The 21,724-nt window shown below is 47.7% G+C and carries 14 protein-coding genes and 1 pseudogene; 7 read left to right on the plus strand and 8 right to left on the minus strand.

Annotation, left to right across the window (positions count from 1 at the left end):
* Nucleotides 1-292: 292 nt before the first annotated feature.
* Nucleotides 293-1,944 (plus strand): annotated as a pseudogene (locus MC7420_RS43910) (AAA family ATPase).
* A gap of 254 nt (nucleotides 1,945-2,198) precedes the next feature.
* On the opposite strand, the gene MC7420_RS23785 reads toward MC7420_RS43910, so the two are convergent.
* The 3 genes from MC7420_RS23785 to MC7420_RS23795 all read right to left on the minus strand — a co-directional run bounded on the left by MC7420_RS23785 (nucleotide 2,199) and on the right by MC7420_RS23795 (nucleotide 8,034).
* Nucleotides 2,199-4,451, minus strand: coding sequence for a molybdopterin oxidoreductase family protein (locus MC7420_RS23785; RefSeq protein ID WP_006103576.1), 2,253 nt, complete (start codon nucleotides 4,449-4,451; stop codon nucleotides 2,199-2,201).
* A gap of 593 nt (nucleotides 4,452-5,044) precedes the next feature.
* Nucleotides 5,045-6,568, minus strand: a complete 1,524-nt coding sequence (locus MC7420_RS23790; protein ID WP_006103694.1) for an MFS transporter — start codon at nucleotides 6,566-6,568, stop codon at nucleotides 5,045-5,047.
* 521 nt (nucleotides 6,569-7,089) lie between these two features.
* Complete coding sequence (locus MC7420_RS23795) at nucleotides 7,090-8,034, minus strand: cupin-like domain-containing protein (RefSeq protein ID WP_006103722.1); 945 nt, start codon at nucleotides 8,032-8,034, stop codon at nucleotides 7,090-7,092.
* 283 nt (nucleotides 8,035-8,317) lie between these two features.
* On the opposite strand from MC7420_RS23795, the gene MC7420_RS42835 reads away from it, so the two are divergent.
* The 4 genes from MC7420_RS42835 to MC7420_RS23805 all read left to right on the plus strand — a co-directional run bounded on the left by MC7420_RS42835 (nucleotide 8,318) and on the right by MC7420_RS23805 (nucleotide 10,728).
* Nucleotides 8,318-8,509 carry a hypothetical protein gene (locus MC7420_RS42835; RefSeq protein ID WP_006103723.1) on the plus strand — a complete coding sequence of 64 codons (192 nt, stop codon included), beginning with the start codon at nucleotides 8,318-8,320 and terminating at the stop codon, nucleotides 8,507-8,509.
* Nucleotides 8,510-8,516: 7 nt separating this feature from the next.
* Nucleotides 8,517-10,208 carry a GH3 auxin-responsive promoter family protein gene (locus MC7420_RS23800; RefSeq protein WP_006103705.1) on the plus strand — a complete coding sequence of 564 codons (1,692 nt, stop codon included), beginning with the start codon at nucleotides 8,517-8,519 and terminating at the stop codon, nucleotides 10,206-10,208.
* Nucleotides 10,209-10,387: 179 nt separating this feature from the next.
* Entirely contained in the window at nucleotides 10,388-10,513 is a 126-nt protein-coding gene (locus MC7420_RS43490) for a hypothetical protein (protein WP_006103625.1), read from the plus strand.
* Nucleotides 10,492-10,728 carry a hypothetical protein gene (locus MC7420_RS23805; protein ID WP_006103613.1) on the plus strand — a complete coding sequence of 79 codons (237 nt, stop codon included), beginning with the start codon at nucleotides 10,492-10,494 and terminating at the stop codon, nucleotides 10,726-10,728. The genes MC7420_RS43490 and MC7420_RS23805 overlap by 22 nt, the downstream gene beginning before the upstream one ends.
* A gap of 1,112 nt (nucleotides 10,729-11,840) precedes the next feature.
* Here the strand turns inward: MC7420_RS23805 and MC7420_RS23810 are convergent.
* Nucleotides 11,841-12,788 (minus strand): putative 2-dehydropantoate 2-reductase, encoded by a 948-nt coding sequence (locus MC7420_RS23810; RefSeq protein WP_006103611.1) that lies wholly within the window; start codon nucleotides 12,786-12,788, stop codon nucleotides 11,841-11,843.
* Between the two features lie 96 nt (nucleotides 12,789-12,884).
* Here MC7420_RS23810 and MC7420_RS40280 point away from each other — a divergent pair, with 96 nt between their 5' ends.
* Nucleotides 12,885-13,034: a hypothetical protein gene (locus tag MC7420_RS40280; RefSeq protein ID WP_157453297.1), complete on the plus strand. Its 150-nt coding sequence runs from the start codon at nucleotides 12,885-12,887 to the stop codon at nucleotides 13,032-13,034.
* 22 nt (nucleotides 13,035-13,056) lie between these two features.
* On the opposite strand, the gene MC7420_RS23815 is transcribed toward MC7420_RS40280, so the two are convergent.
* Complete coding sequence (locus tag MC7420_RS23815) at nucleotides 13,057-16,329, minus strand: COR domain-containing protein (protein ID WP_006103609.1); 3,273 nt, start codon at nucleotides 16,327-16,329, stop codon at nucleotides 13,057-13,059.
* A gap of 167 nt (nucleotides 16,330-16,496) precedes the next feature.
* Entirely contained in the window at nucleotides 16,497-16,667 is a 171-nt protein-coding gene (locus MC7420_RS40285) for a hypothetical protein (protein ID WP_157453298.1), read from the minus strand.
* A gap of 48 nt (nucleotides 16,668-16,715) precedes the next feature.
* Here MC7420_RS40285 and MC7420_RS40290 point away from each other — a divergent pair, with 48 nt between their 5' ends.
* Nucleotides 16,716-16,886, plus strand: coding sequence for a hypothetical protein (locus tag MC7420_RS40290; protein WP_157453299.1), 171 nt, complete (start codon nucleotides 16,716-16,718; stop codon nucleotides 16,884-16,886).
* Nucleotides 16,887-17,904: 1,018 nt separating this feature from the next.
* Here the strand turns inward: MC7420_RS40290 and MC7420_RS40295 are convergent.
* Entirely contained in the window at nucleotides 17,905-18,147 is a 243-nt protein-coding gene (locus MC7420_RS40295) for a hypothetical protein (protein WP_006103591.1), read from the minus strand.
* Nucleotides 18,148-18,330: 183 nt separating this feature from the next.
* Nucleotides 18,331-21,183, minus strand: a complete 2,853-nt coding sequence (locus MC7420_RS23825) for an NACHT domain-containing protein (protein WP_052307544.1) — start codon at nucleotides 21,181-21,183, stop codon at nucleotides 18,331-18,333.
* Between the last annotated feature and the right edge of the window lie 541 nt (nucleotides 21,184-21,724).

The following is a 21,724-nucleotide window of genomic DNA, read 5'->3' on the forward strand; positions in this document are numbered from 1 at the left end:
CTCGTCCCCCATCGGGGGGTCTGGGGGGCTGGTCCCCCAGAAAAAACTGCTATCTTTGACCCTATCTGTGACAAAAAGAAATGGGCTAAAAGCCCTCAAAACTCGGTCAGGGCGGGTTTGAAGAAAGGTTATCATCAATAGCGACATTCAAACCCATAAGCTGTTGGGCATTTAAACCTTAATGTCAGTAAGGGTGAAAACCTTGTAGTGCGAGCATCTTGCTCGCTACTAATACCCAATTTAAATGCATAACAGCTTAAACCCGCCCCTACACACTCAAACCTCAAAACTCATGCCCAAATGGTTTAACACCGCAGGTCCTTGCAAAGCCGATATCCACTACATGCTCTCGCCCCTAGCGCGACTCCCTAACCTAGACCGACTGATTGAGCAGCAGGGCTACTTTGTCATCCATGCGCCCCGGCAAACGGGCAAAACCACCGCCATGCTTGCCCTCGCCCAACAGTTAACCGCCAGCGAACAATACACCGCCGTCATGGTATCCGCAGAAGTAGGAGCCGCCTTTCCCCATGATCCAGGTGTCGCAGAAAACGCCATGTTGGGCAGTTGGCGCGAGAATGCCGAAGACTATTTACCCTGGGAACTCCATCCACCGGAATGGTCTCCGGCAGAACCCGGACAGCGTATCCAGTCCGCATTAAGGGCTTGGGCAAAAATCTCCCCCCGTCCCCTTGTCCTGTTCATCGATGAAATTGATGCGTTGCAGGATGAAACTCTAATTTCGGTACTGCGTCAATTGCGTTCTGGGTATCCCAAACGTCCCCAACGATTTCCTCACTCTCTGGCGCTGATTGGGGTGCGGGATGTACGGGATTATAAAATCGCGTCTGGGGGGAGTAACCGCTTGAACACCTCAAGTCCCTTTAATATCAAGATTAAATCCTTAACCCTCAGCAATTTTACCGCCAAAGAAGTCGCCCAATTGTACGAGCAGCATACCAGCGAAACCGGGCAGGTTTTTGAGCGTGAGGCAGTACAGCGAGCATTTGACTTAACTCAGGGTCAACCCTGGTTAGTCAATGCTTTAGCTAAAGAAATTGTGGAAGTCATTTTGCCTGATCCGCAACAGGTGATTACGGTGGATCATATCGAGCAAGCCAAGGAAATATTGATTCAACGACAAGATACGCTGTTTGGCATTTAAACCTTAATGTCAAGAAGTGCAAAATCCTTGTAGTGCGAGCATCTTGCTCGCTACTAATACCCAATTTAAATGCATGACAGTTTACTCACCTGGATAGTTTAGCTAGCCTACTTCAGGAAGACCGGGTACGGGCGATTATTGAACCCATGCTCGTCGGTGGGGAGTTGGGGAATATTCCCAATGATGATGTACAATTCCTGATGGATTTGGGCTTGTGTTGCATGAGTTCCCAGGGAGGATTAGCGATCGCGAATCCCATTTATCAGGAGGTACTCCCTCGGGTGTTAAGCCAAACCCCGCAAGCCTCCTTACCGCAAATTTCCCCCAGTTGGCTGACTCCAGACGGAAAACTTGCTTCAGGGGAACTCCTAAATGCGTTTCTCAGCTTTTGGCGACAGCATGGGGAACCCTTACTCAAAAGTGCGCCCTACCATGAGATTGCGCCTCATTTGGTACTCATGGCATTTTTGCATCGGGTGGTGAATGGAGGCGGTACATTGGAGCGGGAATATGCTATTGGTACAGACCGGATGGATCTATGTCTGCGTTATGGGGATGTCACATTGGGGATGGAGTTAAAAGTGTGGCGCGAGGGGCGTCCTGATCCGATAAAAGCTGGGTTAGAACAACTGGATCGCTATCTGGCGGGGTTGGGACTAGAGACAGGCTGGTTGGTGATTTTCGACCAGCGCCAGGGACTTCCCCCGATTAGCGATCGCACAACTACAGAGTCGGCAAAAACTCCCGAAAATCGTGCCATTGTAGTGATTCGGGGATGAATGGTAGGGGCGGGTTTTGACAAAGGGCGCACGTCTGACCAAGGGCGCACGTCTGTGCGCCCCTACGGTTGATTATGGTAGGGGCGACCCGCTTGCATCAATTCACAACGGCGTCCCCTCAATTGACTCGGGTCGCCCTTTACTCAATGGCGCTGTTGATAACCTGGTGGGTTACGGCGGATATGGGATTAAAGGGTTCGTTTTTTTACCAAGCACCGCCTAACCCACCCTACTGGTGGACACTCAAATCGGAATTATTTGCCCAAAATCGACTGTTGCTCAACCTCCTGTTCCCATAACACCTCTGCGGACTCTGGAACTAAACTCACCTGCACCGCACAGGCTTTTAACTCCGGTTGCCCAGAATCCGGACAAGACTCTGGATGGGTTAAGGCGTTCGCTTCGGAATTCGCTGCCCACAACGCCCCCCAATGCATCGGCACAAATACCGTCCCTGGCGCGATCGCTTTCGTTACCTGAGCCGGAAACCGACTTTTGCCCCGGCGCGATCGCACTTCGACCCAATTCCCTTCTTCAATCCCCAATTTCTGGGCATCACGGGGATGGATTTCTAGGAACGGTTGCGGATGCATTTGCTGAATCTTGGGAATTCGACCTGTCCGAGTTTGGGTGTGCCAATGACCATAAAGGCGTCCCGTTGTCAAGACTAAAGGATAATTTGGATCAGGGGGTTCTGCCAATCCCCGTGAATGATACGCGGCAAACTTTGCCCGTCCATCGGCGGTAGGAAAGCGCCAATCTGTATACAATCGTTTTGAATTGGTCGGGGCGGATTTAGTCACGTTAGAGGTGGGCAAAACCTTATCGGTAAAACCCGCCCCTACATCCGGGTTTTCCTCCGGATGGGGCCACTGAATTGGAGCCTCCTGTAACTGCTCATAGGTAATACCCGTCATATCGCAAACCCGCCCACGGGTGAGTTGCACAAATTCTCGATGCACCGCCGCCGAATCCGCAAAGTCAAACTGTTCCCTAAACCCTAAACGCCTGCCAACTTCGGCAAAGATTTCCCAATCGGCTCTAGATTCGCCAACTCGGTGGCGGAATTGGGGACATAAGGTTACCACCCGTTCAGAATTCGTCATCGTTCCCGTTTTTTCACTCCACTGGGCGGCGGGAAGGATGACATGAGCATAAGCGGCGGTTTCTGTGGGATAATAGGCATCCTGATACACCGTAAACGGGGACTGCTTCAACGCCGCTTTCGTGCGTTCTAAATCGGGCATACTCACCGCCGGATTCGTCGCCGCAATCCAGAGGAATCCGACTGCACCTGTCTCTAATCCCAGAATCATATCCCAAGCGGTTAAACCCGGTTCTGGGGAAATTTGCCCCGGATTGAGTCCCCACAATTGTTCCAATTCGGCTCGATGTTGGGGATTTTTCACCAACCGATAACCAGGGAGAATATGCGCCAGTCCCCCCGCTTCTCGTCCCCCCATGGCGTTGGGTTGTCCGGTGAGGGAAAAGGGTCCAGAACCGGGTCTACCAAGGGTTCCGGTCATCAGGTGTAAGTTAATTAATGTGCGGACTTTTGCCGTTCCTTCCGAGGATTGGTTCATCCCCATGGACCACAAGGATAATACTCGTTCCGCATCTCCCCAATATCGAGCCGCCTTCTCCAATTCATCTAACCGAATCCCACACTTACGCGCTACGAGTTCGGGGGGATAATGGCGAATGATATCGGCGTAGAGGGGAAAATCTCGCGTACAGTCATCAATAAATAGGGTGTTAATTTTTCCCCAACGCATTAGTAAATGGGCTATTCCATTCAGCAAGTCTATATCCGTACCTGGTCGAATCGCTAAATGTAAATCAGCAGCTTCTGCGGTTGAGGTACGCCGGGGGTCAACCACAATCATTTTCACCTTACGGTTCTTTTTACAATGCTTGTGTAGGCGATTAAATACAATTGGGTGACATTCAGCTGTATTTGTACCAATTAAAAAGGCACAATCCGTTTGTTCTAAATCTTCATAGCAACAGGGGGGACCATCTGACCCGAAACTCTGGATATAACCTGAGACGGCGGAGGACATACAGAGGCGAGAATTGGCGTCAAAATTGTTTGTACCCAGACAGCCTTTGAGTAATTTTTGGGCAATATAATAGTCTTCGGTTTGAAATTGACCCGAACCATACATGCAGATGGCTTCAGGTCCTTGGGTAAAGCGGACGGTTTGCAGTTGGAGGACGATGCGATCTAGGGCTTCATCCCAACTGACTCGTCGAAAGGGCTGATCTAGGGAGTCTCGCATCATCGGATATTTGAGACGATTTTTATCCAAGGATTCGCTTACTGTCGCTCCCTTGACACAAACCTTTCCCTGGCTGGAGGGATGATCGCGATCGCCTCGTACTCGCCATATTGGTGTTCCTTCACTATCGCGATGAGTGGCTTTACCGGATTGGGCGGGTGGTGTGACCTCTAAACCACAGCCAACACCGCAATAGGGACAAAGTGTTTTTGTTGAGTTAGTCATAGATTTTTTCAGGGAACAGGGAACAGGGAACAGGGAACAGGGAATTAAGATTTAGAATTCATATTTTTTTGACTATCTTTGGGTTCAGGTTAAGGAAATAAAAGTGTTGATTTGGTATAAACAGCCACAAAAAGTCATGGGATATGAAAAAATTACATTGGAGAAATGCTAATTTTACAGAATGGTGTGAAAATAAAGTGGGCAAACGCGATCGCATCCGAACCAGTCTTCTGGGATGTTGGGTTTCGCGATCGCACACAGGAGGGGGTCTGAGGTTTCCTTATAATGAATCCCGGTAACGGGATTGAAACTTTTCTGTAAAGTTGATAACAACCTGACCGAGAGTTTCCTTATAATGAATCCCGGCAACGGGATTGAAACCGTTGACGATGAACCTGGGCTATCACGGCTCTCCCGGACTTAGGGTGATAATAAAAGCTTCCCCTGCTTCCCCTGCTCCACCTCACCTCACCACTTATTCAGCAAGCCCTAAGTAAGTGCAGACAGATCCCCGACTTCTTGGAGAAGTCGGGGATCTTGCTTAGAAGACTGTACCTCACAAAGGGATCTAAATTAATAATGAATCATCAAAATCAATGGGTTTGTTCATCCACCAAAACTGGAACACCTTCGACTGGCAATTCGCTTTCTTCACCTTCATGATGTGTCGCAAAAGATCCTTTAGGTTCTCTGAGGAAGAACCAACAGAGGAAGGTAACGACTAATGCTGTAACTCCTAAGGTTTGGAAGAAAACGCGGTTGCCGATATCACCTTCTGGGAGCAAGCTAAATAGGGTGAGATAGGCAACAGCACCCACATTACCATACGCCCCAACATTCCCCGCAATCTGACCCGTGACTCGGCGCTTGATTAACGGCACCATGGCAAAAGTAGACCCTTCACCAGCTTGGACAAAGAAGGAACACCCCATGGTGAGAATAACCGCAGCAGGTAGCCACCAACTCCCATTAACGGTACTCAACATCAGATAGCCAATTCCCATGCAACCCGTCAACACCGTCATCGTCCATTTCCGGCTTCCTAAAGTATCTGAAATTAATCCGCCACCGGGACGTGAAACTAAGTTCATAAACGCATAACTAGCAGCAATCATTCCGGCTAATTGCTTACTCAATCCAAATGTTCCTTCAAAAAAGGCGGGAAGCATGGAAACAACGGCTAATTCTGAACCAAAGTTGACCACATACGTTAATTCCAGAAGCGCGACTTGGGAGAAGTTATAGCGATCATCCGCAGGATACCGTTTTTGATTGGTCATCAGGTCTTTATTCACATCCCAGCATTTGTAAGCCTGGAACAGATATAACCCCAACAGCGCTAACCAGGTGATAATTAATCCGGTTTGATCTAAGAAACCAACATTACTTAAACGCCAAGCCAAGACAGCCAGAACACCCACCAGAGGAACATTCATCAGCATCAGGAATCCAAAGTCCCGCTTGGTGGTGACTTCTAAGCCACCGTGACGCTTGGGTTTCTGATAAACTTTACCCGGAGGTGTATCTTGAACGTTTCTATAGTAAAAGACGCCATAGAGTGCAGCAATAATACCGGTGAGTGCGATCGCGAGTCGCCAGTTGATCAATCCACCCCCAGCGCCAACCGTTAATAACGCCGCAATTGTGGGTAGGGCAAAGGCAGATGCAGCCGAACCAAAGTTACCCCATCCCCCATAAATTCCTTCAGCCAAGCCAATTTCTTTGGGGGGAAACCATTCCGCCACCATGCGGATACCAATTACGAAGCCTGCACCCACAATACTTAGGGCTAAACGGCTGATCACTAATTGGCTAAAGTCTTGTGCAAGGGAAAACGCCAGACAAGGAATCGCGGCATAAACCAGCAACACCGAATAGGTTAACCGTGGACCAAAACGGTCGAGTAACATACCGATAATAATCCGAGCCGGTACCGTCAGCGCTACGTTACAAATCGCCAATGTCCGAATTTGTGCCGCACTCAACCCTAATTCTTCTTGTACGGCTGTCGCTAAGGGGGCAAAGTTGAACCAAACGACAAAGGAGAGAAAGAAGGCGAACCACGTTAGATGTAAAATGCGGTATCGACCGCGAAATGACCATAATTCTTGCAGCATATGTTACTTAATCCTGTGTAAAAATTTCAGAATGGGGGCAATTTTAATCGAGCAATTGTTTTATCCATTGAATTCGTCAATTGCTCTCACTTAACCGAAGTAATTTGTTTACGGTTCCCCGATGTCCGCTACAAGAATCACACCCTTGCCAGGTAGGTTTCGTATATTTAAATACAAAATATGGTTGAATATGCATTGGCTGCATAATTTTAATTCTTAGATTGCATAATTATAAACTGTCATGCATTTAAGTTGGATATTAGTAGCGAGCAAGATGCAGTTTGTAGTGAGAACTTTAGTTCTCTAACGCCTAGCTGGAGAGGGCTGAGGTTCCCTCACTACGAACCAAATCTATCCCACCATTTTAGCTGTGCCACGCTAGTAGGGTGTGTTAGCGCAGCGTAACGCACCTTATATAGCTACAAGGCTTTCGCCGTTATTGATATTAAGGTTTAAATGCCGAACAGCTTACCCCTTAAGAGTAGATAGAAAACAAAGGCTAGTTTAATTTTTAATTGTTTTTAAATTCTGTACAAGATTTGGCGAATTGTGGATTGGGGATGAGGCTGAACTAAAGCCGCGATTAAATTTCCTCCTATATAAGGAATAGCACAGACAACTCCCAGGATAGACCGCCATCGTTCCCAATTCAGCAAGGCGCGTCTGGCTGGATAAATGCGCCAGAATCGATTAACTGAACACATCATGGTGTTATCAATTCCGCTGACATCATGCCACCAGCTAGCAGGTAAATAAAGTGTTTCTCCGCGTTCTAAAATGACCTCTTGTTTGTGTTCTAGGGCTTGCTTGAATTTAGGAAAGGCGTCAAAATCGGGATGGTCTAAAGATACTTGGCTAAAACAGCACCGCAACTTCATCCCATGACGTAAATGACCGAGAATAGGAAAGGGATAAAGATTGTAGGTTTGAGAGGGAGGAAACAAGACAATTTTCTTGACCCCATGCAGTTGAATCAGGGTATTATCCAGGATATCGTAATGCAATCCAGAGCGATGGCTTCCTGAACCCATATACATTTTAAAGTCGGTGACAGGTTGAGTAAAACCAAGTTTGTCGCCCAAGGTTTTCCAGGTAGAGGTTTGGGTTAGTGGGGTAGTCTTGAGGGGCGCTTTCCCCAGATAAAGATCATTCTCTTGAACTTCGCCACGGCGTAAAAGTTCGGCATAGTCAGAGAATCGCATGGTTTCTAAGGCAACGCCACTACCGACACGAGAACGTTTTGCCTCTCCACTGTTATAATTAGCCCGTTCGTAGTTCCGCACCATAAACTCACGATCGCCAATTTTGGCACAAAGATACTCCAGCGTCCAGTCTGGTTCATTCTCCAACAATCCGGTAATCACGACAGGTGTCCAAGTTTGTTGATAGCGTTGGCGAAAGGCTTCTGGCGTGAGGGTGGATATATCGACACGCGGTACAGAGGAAATCGAAAGGTTCATTGGCATATCAAACTCCTGAGAAAAGATTGTCGATTATCAGGTAAGCCGCTGAAACGTCTAGCAGTCGGGAACAGTTGAGAAACGGGAACAAAGACTAAACAAAGCGCATCTTGGCAAGGGTTCATACCGAGTTGCGCTCAAACATAGTAGATAGGGGAAGCTGGGGAAGCAGAGGGAGTGGAAATTATATCTTTGAACGCAACTTGGGATCAACTCCATCCAGATCAATAACCCCTCTGGCATTAAACATCAGAGATTGGGGCGATATCCGAGGAGATGGGGAAAACACTTGACAATTTATCAAAGAAGTGGCAAAAATGATGAAATTTGTAATCGGTCATGGGCAAACCAGGATAGGAATCTGGACAACGATACGGTATTAGAAAATACCATAAACTGCCGAAAAATGCCGAAAAAATTGCCAAAAACTGAGTCTGCTAACCAGAAACGCTCAATATCCGCTCAAATTCAACTGGTGTGAGGATGTCATGTCAAACTATATACTGCCCCTGTTAACCACGCTAACCCGACAGGTTAAAGCCAATTTCGTGAATAAGACGCATCAGACGGAGGCGGTACAGGAACGGTTTCTGCTGACGCTGTTGCGACGGTATCAGAACACCGAACTAGGGCGGAAATGGGGGTTGAGAGAGATTAGAACCATCGACCAATTTCGCGATCGCGTCCCGGTTCTGCCCTATAGTAGTTATGAACCCTACACGGAACGTATTTTCCAGGGGGAGTCGAATATTTTAACCCCTGACCCCGTTGTCTATCTTAATCTCACCAGTGGTTCGACGGGTTCAAAGAAGCTGATTCCTGTTACCAAACGGTTTCAGAATTCCCTAAGAGGGGCGAATTTAACCAGCATGGGTTTCTTGGTTGATGCGCTGAAGACTCGCCAGCGCCAGTTTGGTAAACTCTTGATTACCAACTCCGTACAACTGCTGGGACGCACGCCAGGAGGGGTCAAGTATGGTCCAGCGAGTGTCGGTATACTACGGATGGGGAAGTTTCTCTACCAACAACTGTTTGCCCATCCCTTTGAAACCCTGCAACCGGGGAATAGCCTCGCCCGCCATTACGTTTGCTTACTGTTTGCGCTACGCGATCGCACGATGCGAGGGATGATTGCTAATTTTCCCATGCTCCTGCTACGAACGGCAAGTTATTTGGAAACCTACGCCGAAGATTTAATTCGGGATTTAGACAAAGGGACAATCGCCAATTGGCTGGACTTAGAATCGGGGATTCGGTCACAATTAGAGCATCAATGGTCAGCTTATCCGGAACGGGCGCGGGAACTACGAGATATTTTAAACCAAGAGGGACGCCTAACGCCGAAACGAGTTTGGTCGGATTTATCCTTTGTCGCCACCGCACGCGGCGGTACATCTGATTTTTACTTTCAGCGCTTTCCTGATTATTTTGAGGATACGCCTGTCTTTGGCGCGGTTTATTCTTCAGCAGAAGCAACATTTAGTATCTACCCCGATGTAGATACCGATGGGAGTGTATTGGCGATTGAAAGCGGCTTCTTTGAATTTGTTCCCCAAGATCAATGGGACGCCGAACATCCCAAAACCCTACTGGCTACGGAGGTTAAGGTAGGGGAACACTATCGCCTCTTAACCACAAATTATAGTGGGTTTTATCGCTACGATATTGGCGACGTAATCGAAGTTGTTGGATTTTACAATAAGACGCCCTTAATTGTTTTCCGGTATCGTCGCGGCGGAACGATGTCGGCTACCACAGAGAAGACAACGGAACACCATGTAACTCAGGTGATGCAAGCCTTACAACAGGAATTTGACGTACCTTTAGAAGATTTTTGTCTAACACTTTCAGAGAGTATTATCACTCCCCATTATTTGGTGAATATTGAGTTAGCACCGGGTCAACGTCTGGACAATCCTCAACTATTCCTTACTCGTTTTGACCATCAACTGCAACAAGCAAATACGTCTTATGCGGTAAAGCGAACTGATAATTATATCCCCGCGCCCCGCCTACGAATTTTAGCACCGGGTAGTTTTGCTATTTTGCGTCAGCGTCAGTTAGAACGAGGCGTTCCCGATTCTCAGTTGAAGTTTCCTCATATTAGCAATGATCGACAATTTTTGGCAGGGTTGAAGGTGTTAGAAGAGGTAAAGTTACCTGGAGATAGTGACGAGTAGAGATGGGGGAGATGGGGGAGATGAGGAAGATGAGGAAGGATTTTTCCAATGCCACTGACTTTAGAGTTTGTAGTAAGCGCTTTAGCGCTTCTGGCACGCTTCGTGCCTACTACGAACCTAGCTTAAGTCAGTGACATTCGACATAAGACAAATAACGAATGACATAAGACGAATGATAAATGACAAATAACTATTGGCAATCCTGTGTTCTCACAATTTTATTGGGGAGTCAAATTTTTGGACTAAGTACGGTTGAGGCGACAGCCAATCAGAAACGCACGGCTTGCCAAATCAAGAAGTTTTAGCCGCCTTTAATGCATTATTAGAACATCCCTTAGATGTGGTTTTATGGTTACGGGATGATTTGAAATCCGTGGGTAAGCGACTCAGACAAGGCGATTTATTATCCTTAGGAACAATTACACCCTTAATGCCTGTAGAATCAGGAAAAACCATTCGCGCCCAATACTTCGGTTTAACAGAACAGGAGGCGGTTGAACTATCCGTAATTTTTGAATAAAATCGGTTCGTCGTTGCGCTGTCTTCGCTTTTTTTGCACGGGAGAAGGGGAACCAGATTCTCTTACTCCCCTCTTGTCTCTTACTCCCCTCTTACTCCCCTCTTGCTCCCCTCTTGCTCCCCTCTTGCTCCCCTCTTGCTCCCCTCTCCCAAGCTTGGGAGAGGGGCTGGGGGTGAGGGCTGGCGTGGGAGAGGGGCGCAAAGCTTGCGCCCGATTTAATCGTCAAATCTATTCCACAATTTTAGCTGTGTCGCGCCGCAATTGTGGGCAAAAATTAAAAGTTAGTCAGGGCGGGTTTTGTATAAAGGTTATCAGCCATGGCAACATGAATTTTCCTAAACCCGCCCCTACAAATATCGGGTTTTGCCTAAAGGTTATTAGCAATGGCGACATGAATTTTCCTAAACGCTTTACCGCTTACGTAGAGAAACTGTAGGGGCACCATCCTTGCGCCCGATTTAATCGTCAAATCTATTCCACAATTTTAGCTGTGTCGCGCCGCAATTGTGGGCAAAAATCAAAAGTTAGTCAGGGCGGGTTTTGCCTAAAAGTTATCAGCCATGGCAACATGAATTTTCCTAAACCCGCCCCTACAAATATCGGGTTTTGCCTAAAGGTTATTAGCCATGGCAACACGAAATTTCCTAAACGCTTTACCGCTTACGTAGAGAAACTGTAGGGGCACCATCCTTGCGCCCGATTTAATCGTCAAATCTATTCCACAATTTTAGCTGTGTCGCGCCGCAATTTTGGGCAAAAATTAAAAGTTAGTCAGGGCGGGTTTTGCCTAAAGGTTATTAGCAATGGCGACATGAATTTTCCTAAACCCGCCCCTACAAATATCGGGTTTTGCAGAAAGGTTATCAGCCATGGCAACACGAAATTTCCTAAACGCTTTACCGCTTACGTAGAGAAACTGTAGGGGCGCAATGCTTGCGCCCGATTTAATCGTCAAATCTATTCCACAATTTTAGCTGTGTCACGCCGCAATTGTGGGCAAAAATTAAAAGTTAGTCAGGGCGGGTTTTGCATAAAAGGTTATTAGCAATGGCAACATGAATTTTCCTAAACCCGCCCCTACACATAAACCATGGCACGTCAGGATTTAATCCCTAATTCCCAATCGCGATATTTCTGGCATCTAGGAATTTTAATTGCTGATAAAGCATGGTTATTTGGGGAACCGCCACCCCAACCGCTTGCGCCGCCCGCATCGGGTTGCCAAACATGGCTTCGACTTCCAAGGGGCGATGACAATCATAGTCAATTTTCATACTGGTACGATAGGGTTTCATTTTCATCGTATAATCCAGCATCTTTTGAATAAAACTCTCCTTTATCTCTAAACCATACCCCGCCGCCCCAGCTATGACTTCTCGCATCAATTGTTCCGATAGCTGATACCCATAACTATCCTTCATCATCGCATCCGTTGTCGCATCTAAGACGACAGATAGACCATTATAGGGAATATTCCACACCAATTTTTTCCACCGGGCGAGGAGTAAGTTCTCAGCAAGCTGAATCGGAATATTGGCTTGTTCAAAGTCAGCCGCAATCTGACGCATTGTTGGGGTAATTCCTTGAGGTTGGTGGTTATTTCCATAGGCACCTAGCTGGATTTGACCATAATCGAGATGGTGAATTTGACCCAATCCAATTTTATTAGAACAGACAAAGCAGAGTCCCCCTAATACCTGAGCAGTTTCCCCGACGATGGTAGCAATTTCAGGTTCAACCCCTAAGCCATTTTGTAACGTAATCACCACAGTTCCAGGTTTAAGCAGAGGCGGAAGCAGGTGTGGGAGGAGATGATTTTGGGTGGTTTTGAGGGCGATTAAGACGACATCACAAGGGGGCATATTTTCGACCTGGTTATAGGCATTCACCTGGGGTAAGGTGAAGTCTCCGAAGGTTGACGAAATTGCCAAACCATGCTCTTTTACATAGTCATAATCGCGCCGGAGGAGAAAATGGACATCGAGTCCAGCTTTTTGTAAGCAAGCGCCGTAAAAGCCTCCAATTGCGCCTGTACCGATGACGGCGTATTGTCTTCCCATAGGCTGAATCCCCTGATAATAGTAACGGAACCTTAATACTGTTGAATCCGGGCGGGTTTTGTGGGTAAGTTATCGGTAAGCTGTCATGCATTTAAGTTGGTTATTAGTAGCGAGCAAGATGCTCAATGTAGCGAGCAAGATGCTCAATGTAGCGAGCAAGATGCTCGCACTACGGCAAGGCTTTCGCCATTATTGACATTAAGGTTTAAATGCCAAACAGCTTATCCCCATTTATTTTATCCCTAAACCCGCCCCTACCAGTGAATGATTATTTATCAATTTGCTGTTGAATGGCGTTAATTAAACTATTAAATCCCGATTCGCTGTGAATGTCGGGGGTGAGGGTATTCATGTTTTGTAGCGTATCGGTGAGTCCGTCTATGGTGGCGCGAATTTCGGTGTATTCGTTGATGGAACGTTGTAAACTGGGGAGGTTGGCGGCAGAGGCGATTAATTTTATTTTGGTTTCGAGTTTATTGATTTCTTCTTGCCAGTGAATGATATAATTAGCCCGATCTACTGGGTCATAAATTGTGGCGTCAGATAAGACAATCGGGAAGATTCTGTTGTAGAATTCGCCGTTTTTGGCAATCTGGACGAGTTCATACATACAGTTAGGGGATTTGAGATAGCGATCGCTAATCACAATAATAACGCATTTCCCGCGTCCAATACGCTCCATGAATTCCTTGATGAGTCCTTTATAGCCTAAGTCTCGCTTATCCCGGACAATCGTGATTCCCTGGGATTGAAACACCTCATCGAGGCGGTTGACAAATTCCTCACTTTCCCCTCTCCAAGCGTAGGAGATAAAGATTTCTTTCTCGAAGTTGGCGGCGTTTGCGTCATTCATCTGGGAATCCTTGGCGGAGGTTTGGCGGTGGGGATGGCTAAAGGAGGCTTCTCTTTCCTGGTTCAATTCCTGTTGTAATCGGGAATCTGTAGCTTTATTAAAGGGTGAGTCTATTCCTAGTTTATCCGTCGGGTAGGGGGAGAGGTTCACGTCATCAATTAAACGGCGTACATCCACCATTTGATAACTATTATCGCATTCAATCTCATAGCGACCCGCGTTTAAGCGTTTGCGGAGGTTGTCGAGGCGATAGGAATAGGGATTAGGACTGCCTAAGCATTCGGGACAGTTACAGGGAACGAGGGTATTATACCGCAATCGTTCATAAGACTGGTGGATTTTTTCTAGTTCATGGGTAATTACGGCGAGGAGTTCTTTTTTGCGGTTTCCGGATACCCGGATTTTGAGTTGGCGCTGATAGTAATATTCGATAATTTCGGCGCGGGTTTGGTATTTGTTGAGGATTACGCCACTGCGCCAGACTAGGGTTTGGTTTTCTATCCAGGGGTGGGTTTCGACTATGAAGCGGGTGAGGATTCCTTTGGGCATAAACTCGTAGTCATAGCGCAAGATGAGATTGTTTTGCTCATCCCAATCGTAGTCGGGTTGATTGATATCTAAAAGTTGAGGGGCGATGTAGGTATCCGTTTGATTGGGGATGGGATAGCAGAGTTTGAACCGGATCATTAATTGTAGGAGTTCATCCTGCATTTGGTTATAGTTATCGCCTTGCCAAATATCAGCCAGGGTGTCTTGGGTAAAACAGCCGAGGTTTTTCTGAACGGTGGGATTATCTAAGACATTATAGACGGCGCTGGTTCCCCATTCGGGTTTGAGAATAATATAGTGTTTGAGGGTGGGGTCATCTTGGAAATGGAGGCAGACGCCGAGGTCATGTAAATAACGACTGAGACGCCGCCTATCTTGGCGGTCAGTTAATTGATTGCGCTGGCAAATTTGGTCGTAGTCTTGTTGGGTGATATAGTTGCGGGAATCGTTTTCTAAGGCTGCACGAACTCGTACCCAAAGTTTTGGTAATGGGGTGCCAACGTGGGGGAGATGGGTAATATATTGTTTAATGGCATCTTTGATGTGATCAAGTCCGCGATTGGTGGCAAAGTTGGCAGGGATAACCGCTTTGAGATTGGTGAATTCTCCCCGGAGTTGGCGTTCGTTGACGGGACATTGACGGTCTTGTTTTTCATTGTTGATAATTAAAACGGGGCTATTATCGCTGAGGAGTTCGACGACGTTTAGCCACCAGTAAAAATCGGTGTTTTCTTTGCGATTATCGGCGACTAAGGCATAAAGGGAACGGTGGGTGAGGAAGAATTGATGGGTTTGGTGATAGATTTCCTGTCCGCCAAAGTCCCAGATATTGACGCGAAAGTCTTGTCCGTTGGCATGGGGAAAGTGCCATTGGATTACATCAATGCCTTGGGTGGATTTTTCATCGGGTTGGAGTTGGTAGGTTTCGCGTTCGATTTTCTTGGCTAAGGTGGTTTTTCCGGCTGCACCTTCGCCGACGATGATGAATTTGGCTTCGTAGAGGGGAGCGGTTTCGGTGGGGTCTTGGATGCGAAAATAGAAGTCCAGGATTTCTTGGACATCGCCGGGGTCTTCGTACCATTCTTTTGACCCTAAAATTTCTGGGGGAATGGGCAGAGGATTGCTGCGTAAATCTAGTTTTTTTAGGTTGGGTAATTGCCTGATTTCGGGCGGCAGTTCTTGGATATTATTGCTGCGGAGGTTAAGGGATTGCAGGGAGGTGAGTTGAAGTATTTCGGGGGGCAGTTCTTGGATATTATTGCCGCCCAGGTTAAGGGATTGCAGGGAGGTGAGTTGAAGTATTTCGGGGGGCAGTTCTTGGATATTATTGCTGTATAGGTTAAGGGATTGCAGGGAGGTGAGTTGAAGGATTTCGGCGGGCAGTTCTTGGATTTTATTGAAGCTGAGGTGAAGGGATTGCAGGGAGGTGAGTTGAAGGATTTCGGCGGGCAGTTCTTGGATTTTATTGAAGCTGAGGTGAAGGGATTGCAGGGAGGTGAGTTGAAGGATTTCGGCGGGCAGTTCTTGGATTTTATTGAAGCTGAGGTGAAGGGATTGCAGGGAGGTGAGTTGAAAGATTTGGGGGGGGAGTTCTTGGATATTATTGAAGAAGCTGAGGTCAAGGGATTGCAGGGCGGTGAGTTGACCGATTTCGGGGGGCAGTTCTTGGATATTATTGCCGCTGAGGTTAAGGGATTGCAGGGAAGTGAGTTGACCGATTTCGGGGGGCAGTTCTTGGATTTTATTGTATCTGAGGTCAAGGGATTGCAGGGAGGTGAGTTGACCGATTTCGGGGGGCAGTTCTTGGATTTTATTGCAGCCAAGGTTAAGGGATTGCAGGGAGGTGAGTTGAAGTATTTCCGGGGGCAGTTCTTGGAGTTGATTGAGAGCAATCTGAAGTTCTTCAAGCTGATGAAGTTGTCCAATTTCCCTCGGTAAGGCGCTTAACTTGTTTCCGATAAACCCGGCAATATCACCCTCATCGTCATACTGATATTTACCCAGAATCAGTTTTTTCAGGTGAGTCAGCTTGCCAATGTCCGGCGGTAGCACGGTTAAATCATTGCCAGACAAATCAAGTTCTGTCCATTCTTCCCGCGCTGCTTGTTCAATGAGTTGGAGTAGTTCGTTCTCTGTCATCAGCCCGCCTTGAATCCTCTATTCTTACTGTAGCCAATGGGGGTGATGGGGAGACAGGGAGACGCAGAGACAGGGAGACACCTGAGTGTTCTAAGCTGTCATGCATTTAAATTGGGTATTAGTAGCGAGCAAGATGCAAAGCCTGCGGCATGGCTTCGCTAAACGCACTACAACAAAAGAGCGATAAAGACTCGTCGATGAGTATCAAACACTCGTGGGCGAGTATCAAACACTCGTGGGCGAGTATCAAACACTCGTGGGCGAGTATCAAACACTCGTGGGCGAGTATCAAACACTCGTGGGCGAGTATCAAACACTCGTGGGCGAGTATCAAACACTCGTGGGCGAGTATCAAAGACTCGTTGGTGAGTATCAAAGACTCGTGAGTGAGTATCAAAGACTCGTTGGTGAGTATCAAAGACTCGTCGATGAGTATCAAAGACTCGTTGGTGAGTATTAAAGACTCGTTGGCGAGTAAACTAGGACAGGGCGACGCGATCGCATTAAATGGAATAGTGTTGTTGATGAAGCAAAGCGGGGTATTGGTGTCAACTTAAGCTTCACCCCTCTCCCACGCCAGCCCTCACCCCCAGCCCCTCTCCCAAGCTTGGGAGAGGGGAGCAAGAGGGGAGCAAGAGGGGAGCAAGAGGGGAGCAAGAGAATCCGGTTCCCCTTCTCCCATGCAACAAAAGCGAAGCATCCTCTGTCATCCCTCCTCGCAGGGGGGAACGAGGGGGGTTGGGAGAAGGGGTTAGGGGATGAGGGGGAAAATGTTGAGGATTAGATAGAAACCTTATGGTAGAGACTCCTCCGCCGAAACGTCTCTATCTATATCTGAAAAGGCGATCGCATTTCCATTAAACCCGGATAACCGAGAGTGCGATCGCGAGAATAGGGCGACCCGACCTAATTAAATGGAGTGGTGTTGTTAATTAAGCCAAGCGGGTCGCCCCTACAGGAGGATGATTGGGGTTTGAATGTACTAACTAGAGAGCGATCGCCTAATTTTATCTATCCATATCTGAAAAGGCGATCGCATTAAATGGAGTGGTGTTGTTAATTAAACCAAGCAAGCATCCGGTTCCCCTTCTCCCCCGGTGGGAGAAGGGGTTAGGGGATGAGGGGGAAATGTTGAGGATTAGATAGAAACCTTATGGTAGAGACTCCTCCGCCGAAACATCTCTATCCATATCTGAAAAGGCGATCGCACATCCATTAAACCCTGATAACCGAGAGTGCGATCGCGAGAACAGGGCGACCCGACCTAATTAAATGGAGTGGTGTTGTTAATTAAGCCAAGCAAGCATCCGGTTCCCCTTCTCCCATGCAACAAAAGCGAAGCATCCTCTGTCATCCCTCCTCGCAGGGGGGAACGAGGGGGGTCCGGAGTTGGGGTTAGGGGATGAGGGGGAAATGTTGAGGATTAGATAGAAACCTTATGGTAGAGACTCCTCCGCCGAAACATCTCTATCCATATCTGAAAAGGCGATCGCATTTCCATTAAACCCGGATAACCGAGAGAGCGATCGCGAGAATAGGGCGACCCGACCTAATTAAATGGAGTGGTGTTGTTAATTAAACCAAGCAAGCATCCGGTTCCCCTTCTCCCCCGGTGGGAGAAGGGGTTAGGGGATGAGGGGGAAATGTTGAGGAGTAGATAGAAACTTTATGGTAGAGACTCCTCCGCCGAAACATCTCTATCCATATCTGAAAAGGCGATCGCACATCCATTAAACCCTGATAACCGAGGTGGCGATCACCAAGACAAGGCGACGCGATCGCATTAAATGGAGTGGTGTTGTTAATTAAACCAAGCAAGCATCCGGTTCCCCTTCTCCCCCGGTGGGAGAAGGGGTTAGGGGATGAGGGGGAAATGTTGAGGAGCGATCGCTAGGACAGGGCGACCCGACTTAATTAAATGGAGTGGTGTTATTCATCAAACCAAGCGGGTCGCCCCTACAGACCCTACCGTCCCTACGAATGACCAATGACCAATGGGTTTTATCGCTTTCCACTCAACTTCCGCCCCAACCGACGGAATCCCCCCATAGCTCCCACTAACTCCGGATACACTGGCACTAACGGGGACTTCTCCCGACTAAACCGCACCGCCAATGTGCGAATCAAGGTCAAGATTTCCGGGCGTTCAATCTCAGTTGTCGGGAATTGCAACAACGCCTCCAATGTCTGCGGGGTGCCAATCCGACTTAATGCCATTGCCGCTTGCTCCCGAACAAACCAGTCATTATCCTTTAGCAAGGGCATTAATGCCTGTAAAGCAGGTGCAGTACCTATCCGTCCCAAGGCTGTCGCCGTTGCGCCTCGGATATCGCCATCGCCATCTTTTAATAGGGGAATTAACGCTTGTAGCGCCGCTGGAGTACCAATTCTCCCCAATGACTCAATTCCCTGTTTTCGCACCCGTTTATCCTGATCCTGGAGAATCGGAATTAATGCGGTTAACGCCGGAGTTGTCCCCATCCGCCCTAACGCCGCCGCTGCTTCCTGGCGCACCACCGGATCAGTATCCGCTAACGCTGGAATTAACACCTCCAACGTCTGAGGATTTCCAGAACGCGCCAAAGCTTCCGCCGCTTCTTCTCGCACCACCGGATCAGCATCTTGCAGCGCCGGAATTAACGCCTCTAAGGTTTCCTTGGTGGCAATTTTCCCCAATACCATCGCCGCTTCTTCGCGAATCTGATCCTGGGGATGATTCAGGGCTTGGATTAACGCCTGCACGACTGTGGGATTTTCCAGATGAATCGCGCCACTGGCTTGCCAACGGACAAAGCTATCCGGGTGATTCAGCACCTTAACCAATTCCTGCAAGGCTTCTGGTGTGCCAATCTGCGCCAATGCCATCGCCGCTTCCCCCCGCACATAACTATCGTTATCATGAAGGGCAATAATTAACGCCTGTATCGCCGCCGATGTGCCAATCCGCCCCATCGCCGCTGCTGCTTCACCCCGAACCACGGTATCTTCATCCCGCAGGGCGGGGATTAACGCTTTCACGGTTTCGGCATCGCCAATATAACCCAAAGCAGTCGCCGCTTCCCCGCGCACATACCAAGGTCCCTGATTTAGGGCTTTAATTAACGTAGCGACGGCGGAGGGACTGCCAATTTGACCCAAGGCGGCAATTAACGCCGCGACGAAATCCTTACGGGTATAATATTGTTTCTCATCCAAGTCCTGCTGTAACTTCTCTGCCATCTGGGAATTGGTTTGCCCCAAGGCGACAACGGTAGAAGCAATGAAGCCAACAAAGGGGTAATGATGCCACAAGTCATAAATGTGGTCAATCACTTCGGTAATTAAAGGATGAGACAATTGCTTACATTCAGCGATCGCCCGTCCAGTTAACAGGAGTAAGGTCGAGAAGATATCATCTTTTTCCTGAACAATGGCTTGGAATAAGGGAATCGGATCATCCATTAACCCCGCCAGGAGACTAATGCTTTGATGCCAATCATACTCCCACAAATGGGCTTTCACCAACGCCATACCCTGACTGGGATTGTCTTGAATCACCCGCTGCAAATAACAGGCGGTTAAATAATCCTGGGTAATCCGGTGAATAAACACATAGCGATCGCCTTCTTGAGTCAAGCGGTGCAGAATCCCCTGTTCTCCAGACAGTTGCACCAACAGTTGGGCGGGGGTTTGTTGGCGTAAGGGTTCTAACCCCTGATCCTGTTCTAGGGCGTTAGCGATTTCCTGTTTCAATTCCTGAGAATCAAACACCTCCTGCCCTTTACAGGTAAACTGATAGGCGAGGTCTTCCAATAAGCGGATTTTCACCCCACTATCTGACCCCCGATGGTGCGTCCATTGACTCAGGAGATACTCGACGGTTTTCTGATAAATTTGACTGCGACGGGCGGGTAATGTCAGAACTTGCTCATAATATAAGCTGCACAGTAAATAAAGTAATCGAGGATTTTGTGCCAAGCCCCGCAGTTGAGGATTTTGTCGCAGTTGTTCAATTAAGCTAGCCGCCGAAATCCCGTCTTTTTCTGAATCGGTGCCATGTTTAAACCAGGCGTGAATAAATCGTTCAATCTGGGGTTGACTCAGGGGAATAATTTCCACTTCCTTTGCCCCATTAATAAACGCGCCACCATACCCGACAATCCGAGAGGTACAAATAATCGGACAGGGATGGGTTTCCAGGAATTGGTTCAGTTTCGTGGCTAAGGCATTGCGATCGCGTTTGGGAACTTCATCTAATGCATTGAACAACAACAGACATTTCCCCTGACGCAATTTCGCCTGTAACCAGGGTTGAATATCCGCCCAGGTTGTGGGATAATCCCGTTGAACCAGGGATGCGATCGCCACCGCAATATCATCTGCGGTTTCATGTAAATCCACTAAGCGGATAAATAGGGGAAAAACCACATCCTCGACGGTAATTTGAGCATCCACCAATTTCTGCCGTTCACTGGCTGCCGTTAATGCGGCTTCCCGGCGGAGTAGCGCACTTTTCCCCATACCCGGATCAGCCAAAACCATCAAGCGTTGATAGTTTTTCTTTGCCTGTTCCCAGGGAACCCGATAACGCTTGGCTTCTACGTCGCGATTTTTAATCGCATAAGCGCGTTTCAGTTCAGCTTCTGATTCCGCGTATCCCCAGAAGGTTTCCACCTCATGACGATAATTGCGTTCACGGGTGACTTGAATCGGGACATAGAGAGATTTACGGGAAATCGGGTGCTGGGTATGTAAAAGGGTTTTATATTTAAAATGGGATTCGATATCCTCCAAGAATCGGCAAACGGATTCGATTTTCGGATCACGGTTCAGTGGGCGAGTGTCCTCGGTGTGGGTATCATGAGAACTAATCATAATCTTACCCCTGTTGATTAAAGCGGTTTTGAATCAAGCTGAAAAGTTATAGCGCTGACTTGATGGCACTAAAGTGCCTACTACGAGCGAGCAAACGAATCTGGGTGAAGTCAGAGCTATGTAGTTGCGATCGCTTTTATTCTGGATTGTCTTCACTCACGACTCAAAGGCGATCGCTATACTATGATCCTATAATTATATCCGTTAGGATTCCAGCTTTTCATCCCTGAACCCAATACTGTCATTCTGAGTGGAATCCAATACTGTCATTCTGAGTGGAATCCAATACTGTCATTCTGAGTGGAATCCAATACTGTCATTCTGAGTGGAATCCAATACTGTCATTCTGAGTGGAATCCAATACTGTCATTCTGAGTAGAATCCAATACTGTCATTCTGAGTGGAGCGAAGCGGAACGAAGAATCTCTACAAATGTGTCGCGTCCCATCCGAGCTTACCCCCAAAGGAAGTGAATAGCAAAGCCTAACCTATTTTAAGTCGAATCGTGTCATTCTTGGGGGAGCGATCGCACAATGAAGAC

This window comes from Coleofasciculus chthonoplastes PCC 7420, assembly GCF_000155555.1.
Classification (GTDB): domain Bacteria; phylum Cyanobacteriota; class Cyanobacteriia; order Cyanobacteriales; family Coleofasciculaceae; genus Coleofasciculus; species Coleofasciculus chthonoplastes_A.

Bases quoted from the DNA above. Each gene is read 5' to 3' on its own strand.
- MC7420_RS23785 (WP_006103576.1), bottom strand. From the start codon at position 4,451: ATGACTAACTCAACAAAAACACTTTGTCCCTATTGCGGTGTTGGCTGT.
- MC7420_RS23790 (WP_006103694.1), bottom strand. From the start codon at position 6,568: ATGCTGCAAGAATTATGGTCATTTCGCGGTCGATACCGCATTTTACAT.
- MC7420_RS23795 (WP_006103722.1), bottom strand. From the start codon at position 8,034: ATGCCAATGAACCTTTCGATTTCCTCTGTACCGCGTGTCGATATATCC.
- MC7420_RS23800 (WP_006103705.1), top strand. From the start codon at position 8,517: ATGTCAAACTATATACTGCCCCTGTTAACCACGCTAACCCGACAGGTT.
- MC7420_RS43490 (WP_006103625.1), top strand. From the start codon at position 10,388: ATGACAAATAACTATTGGCAATCCTGTGTTCTCACAATTTTATTGGGG.
- MC7420_RS23810 (WP_006103611.1), bottom strand. From the start codon at position 12,788: ATGGGAAGACAATACGCCGTCATCGGTACAGGCGCAATTGGAGGCTTT.
- MC7420_RS23815 (WP_006103609.1), bottom strand. From the start codon at position 16,329: ATGACAGAGAACGAACTACTCCAACTCATTGAACAAGCAGCGCGGGAA.
- MC7420_RS23825 (WP_052307544.1), bottom strand. From the start codon at position 21,183: ATGATTAGTTCTCATGATACCCACACCGAGGACACTCGCCCACTGAAC.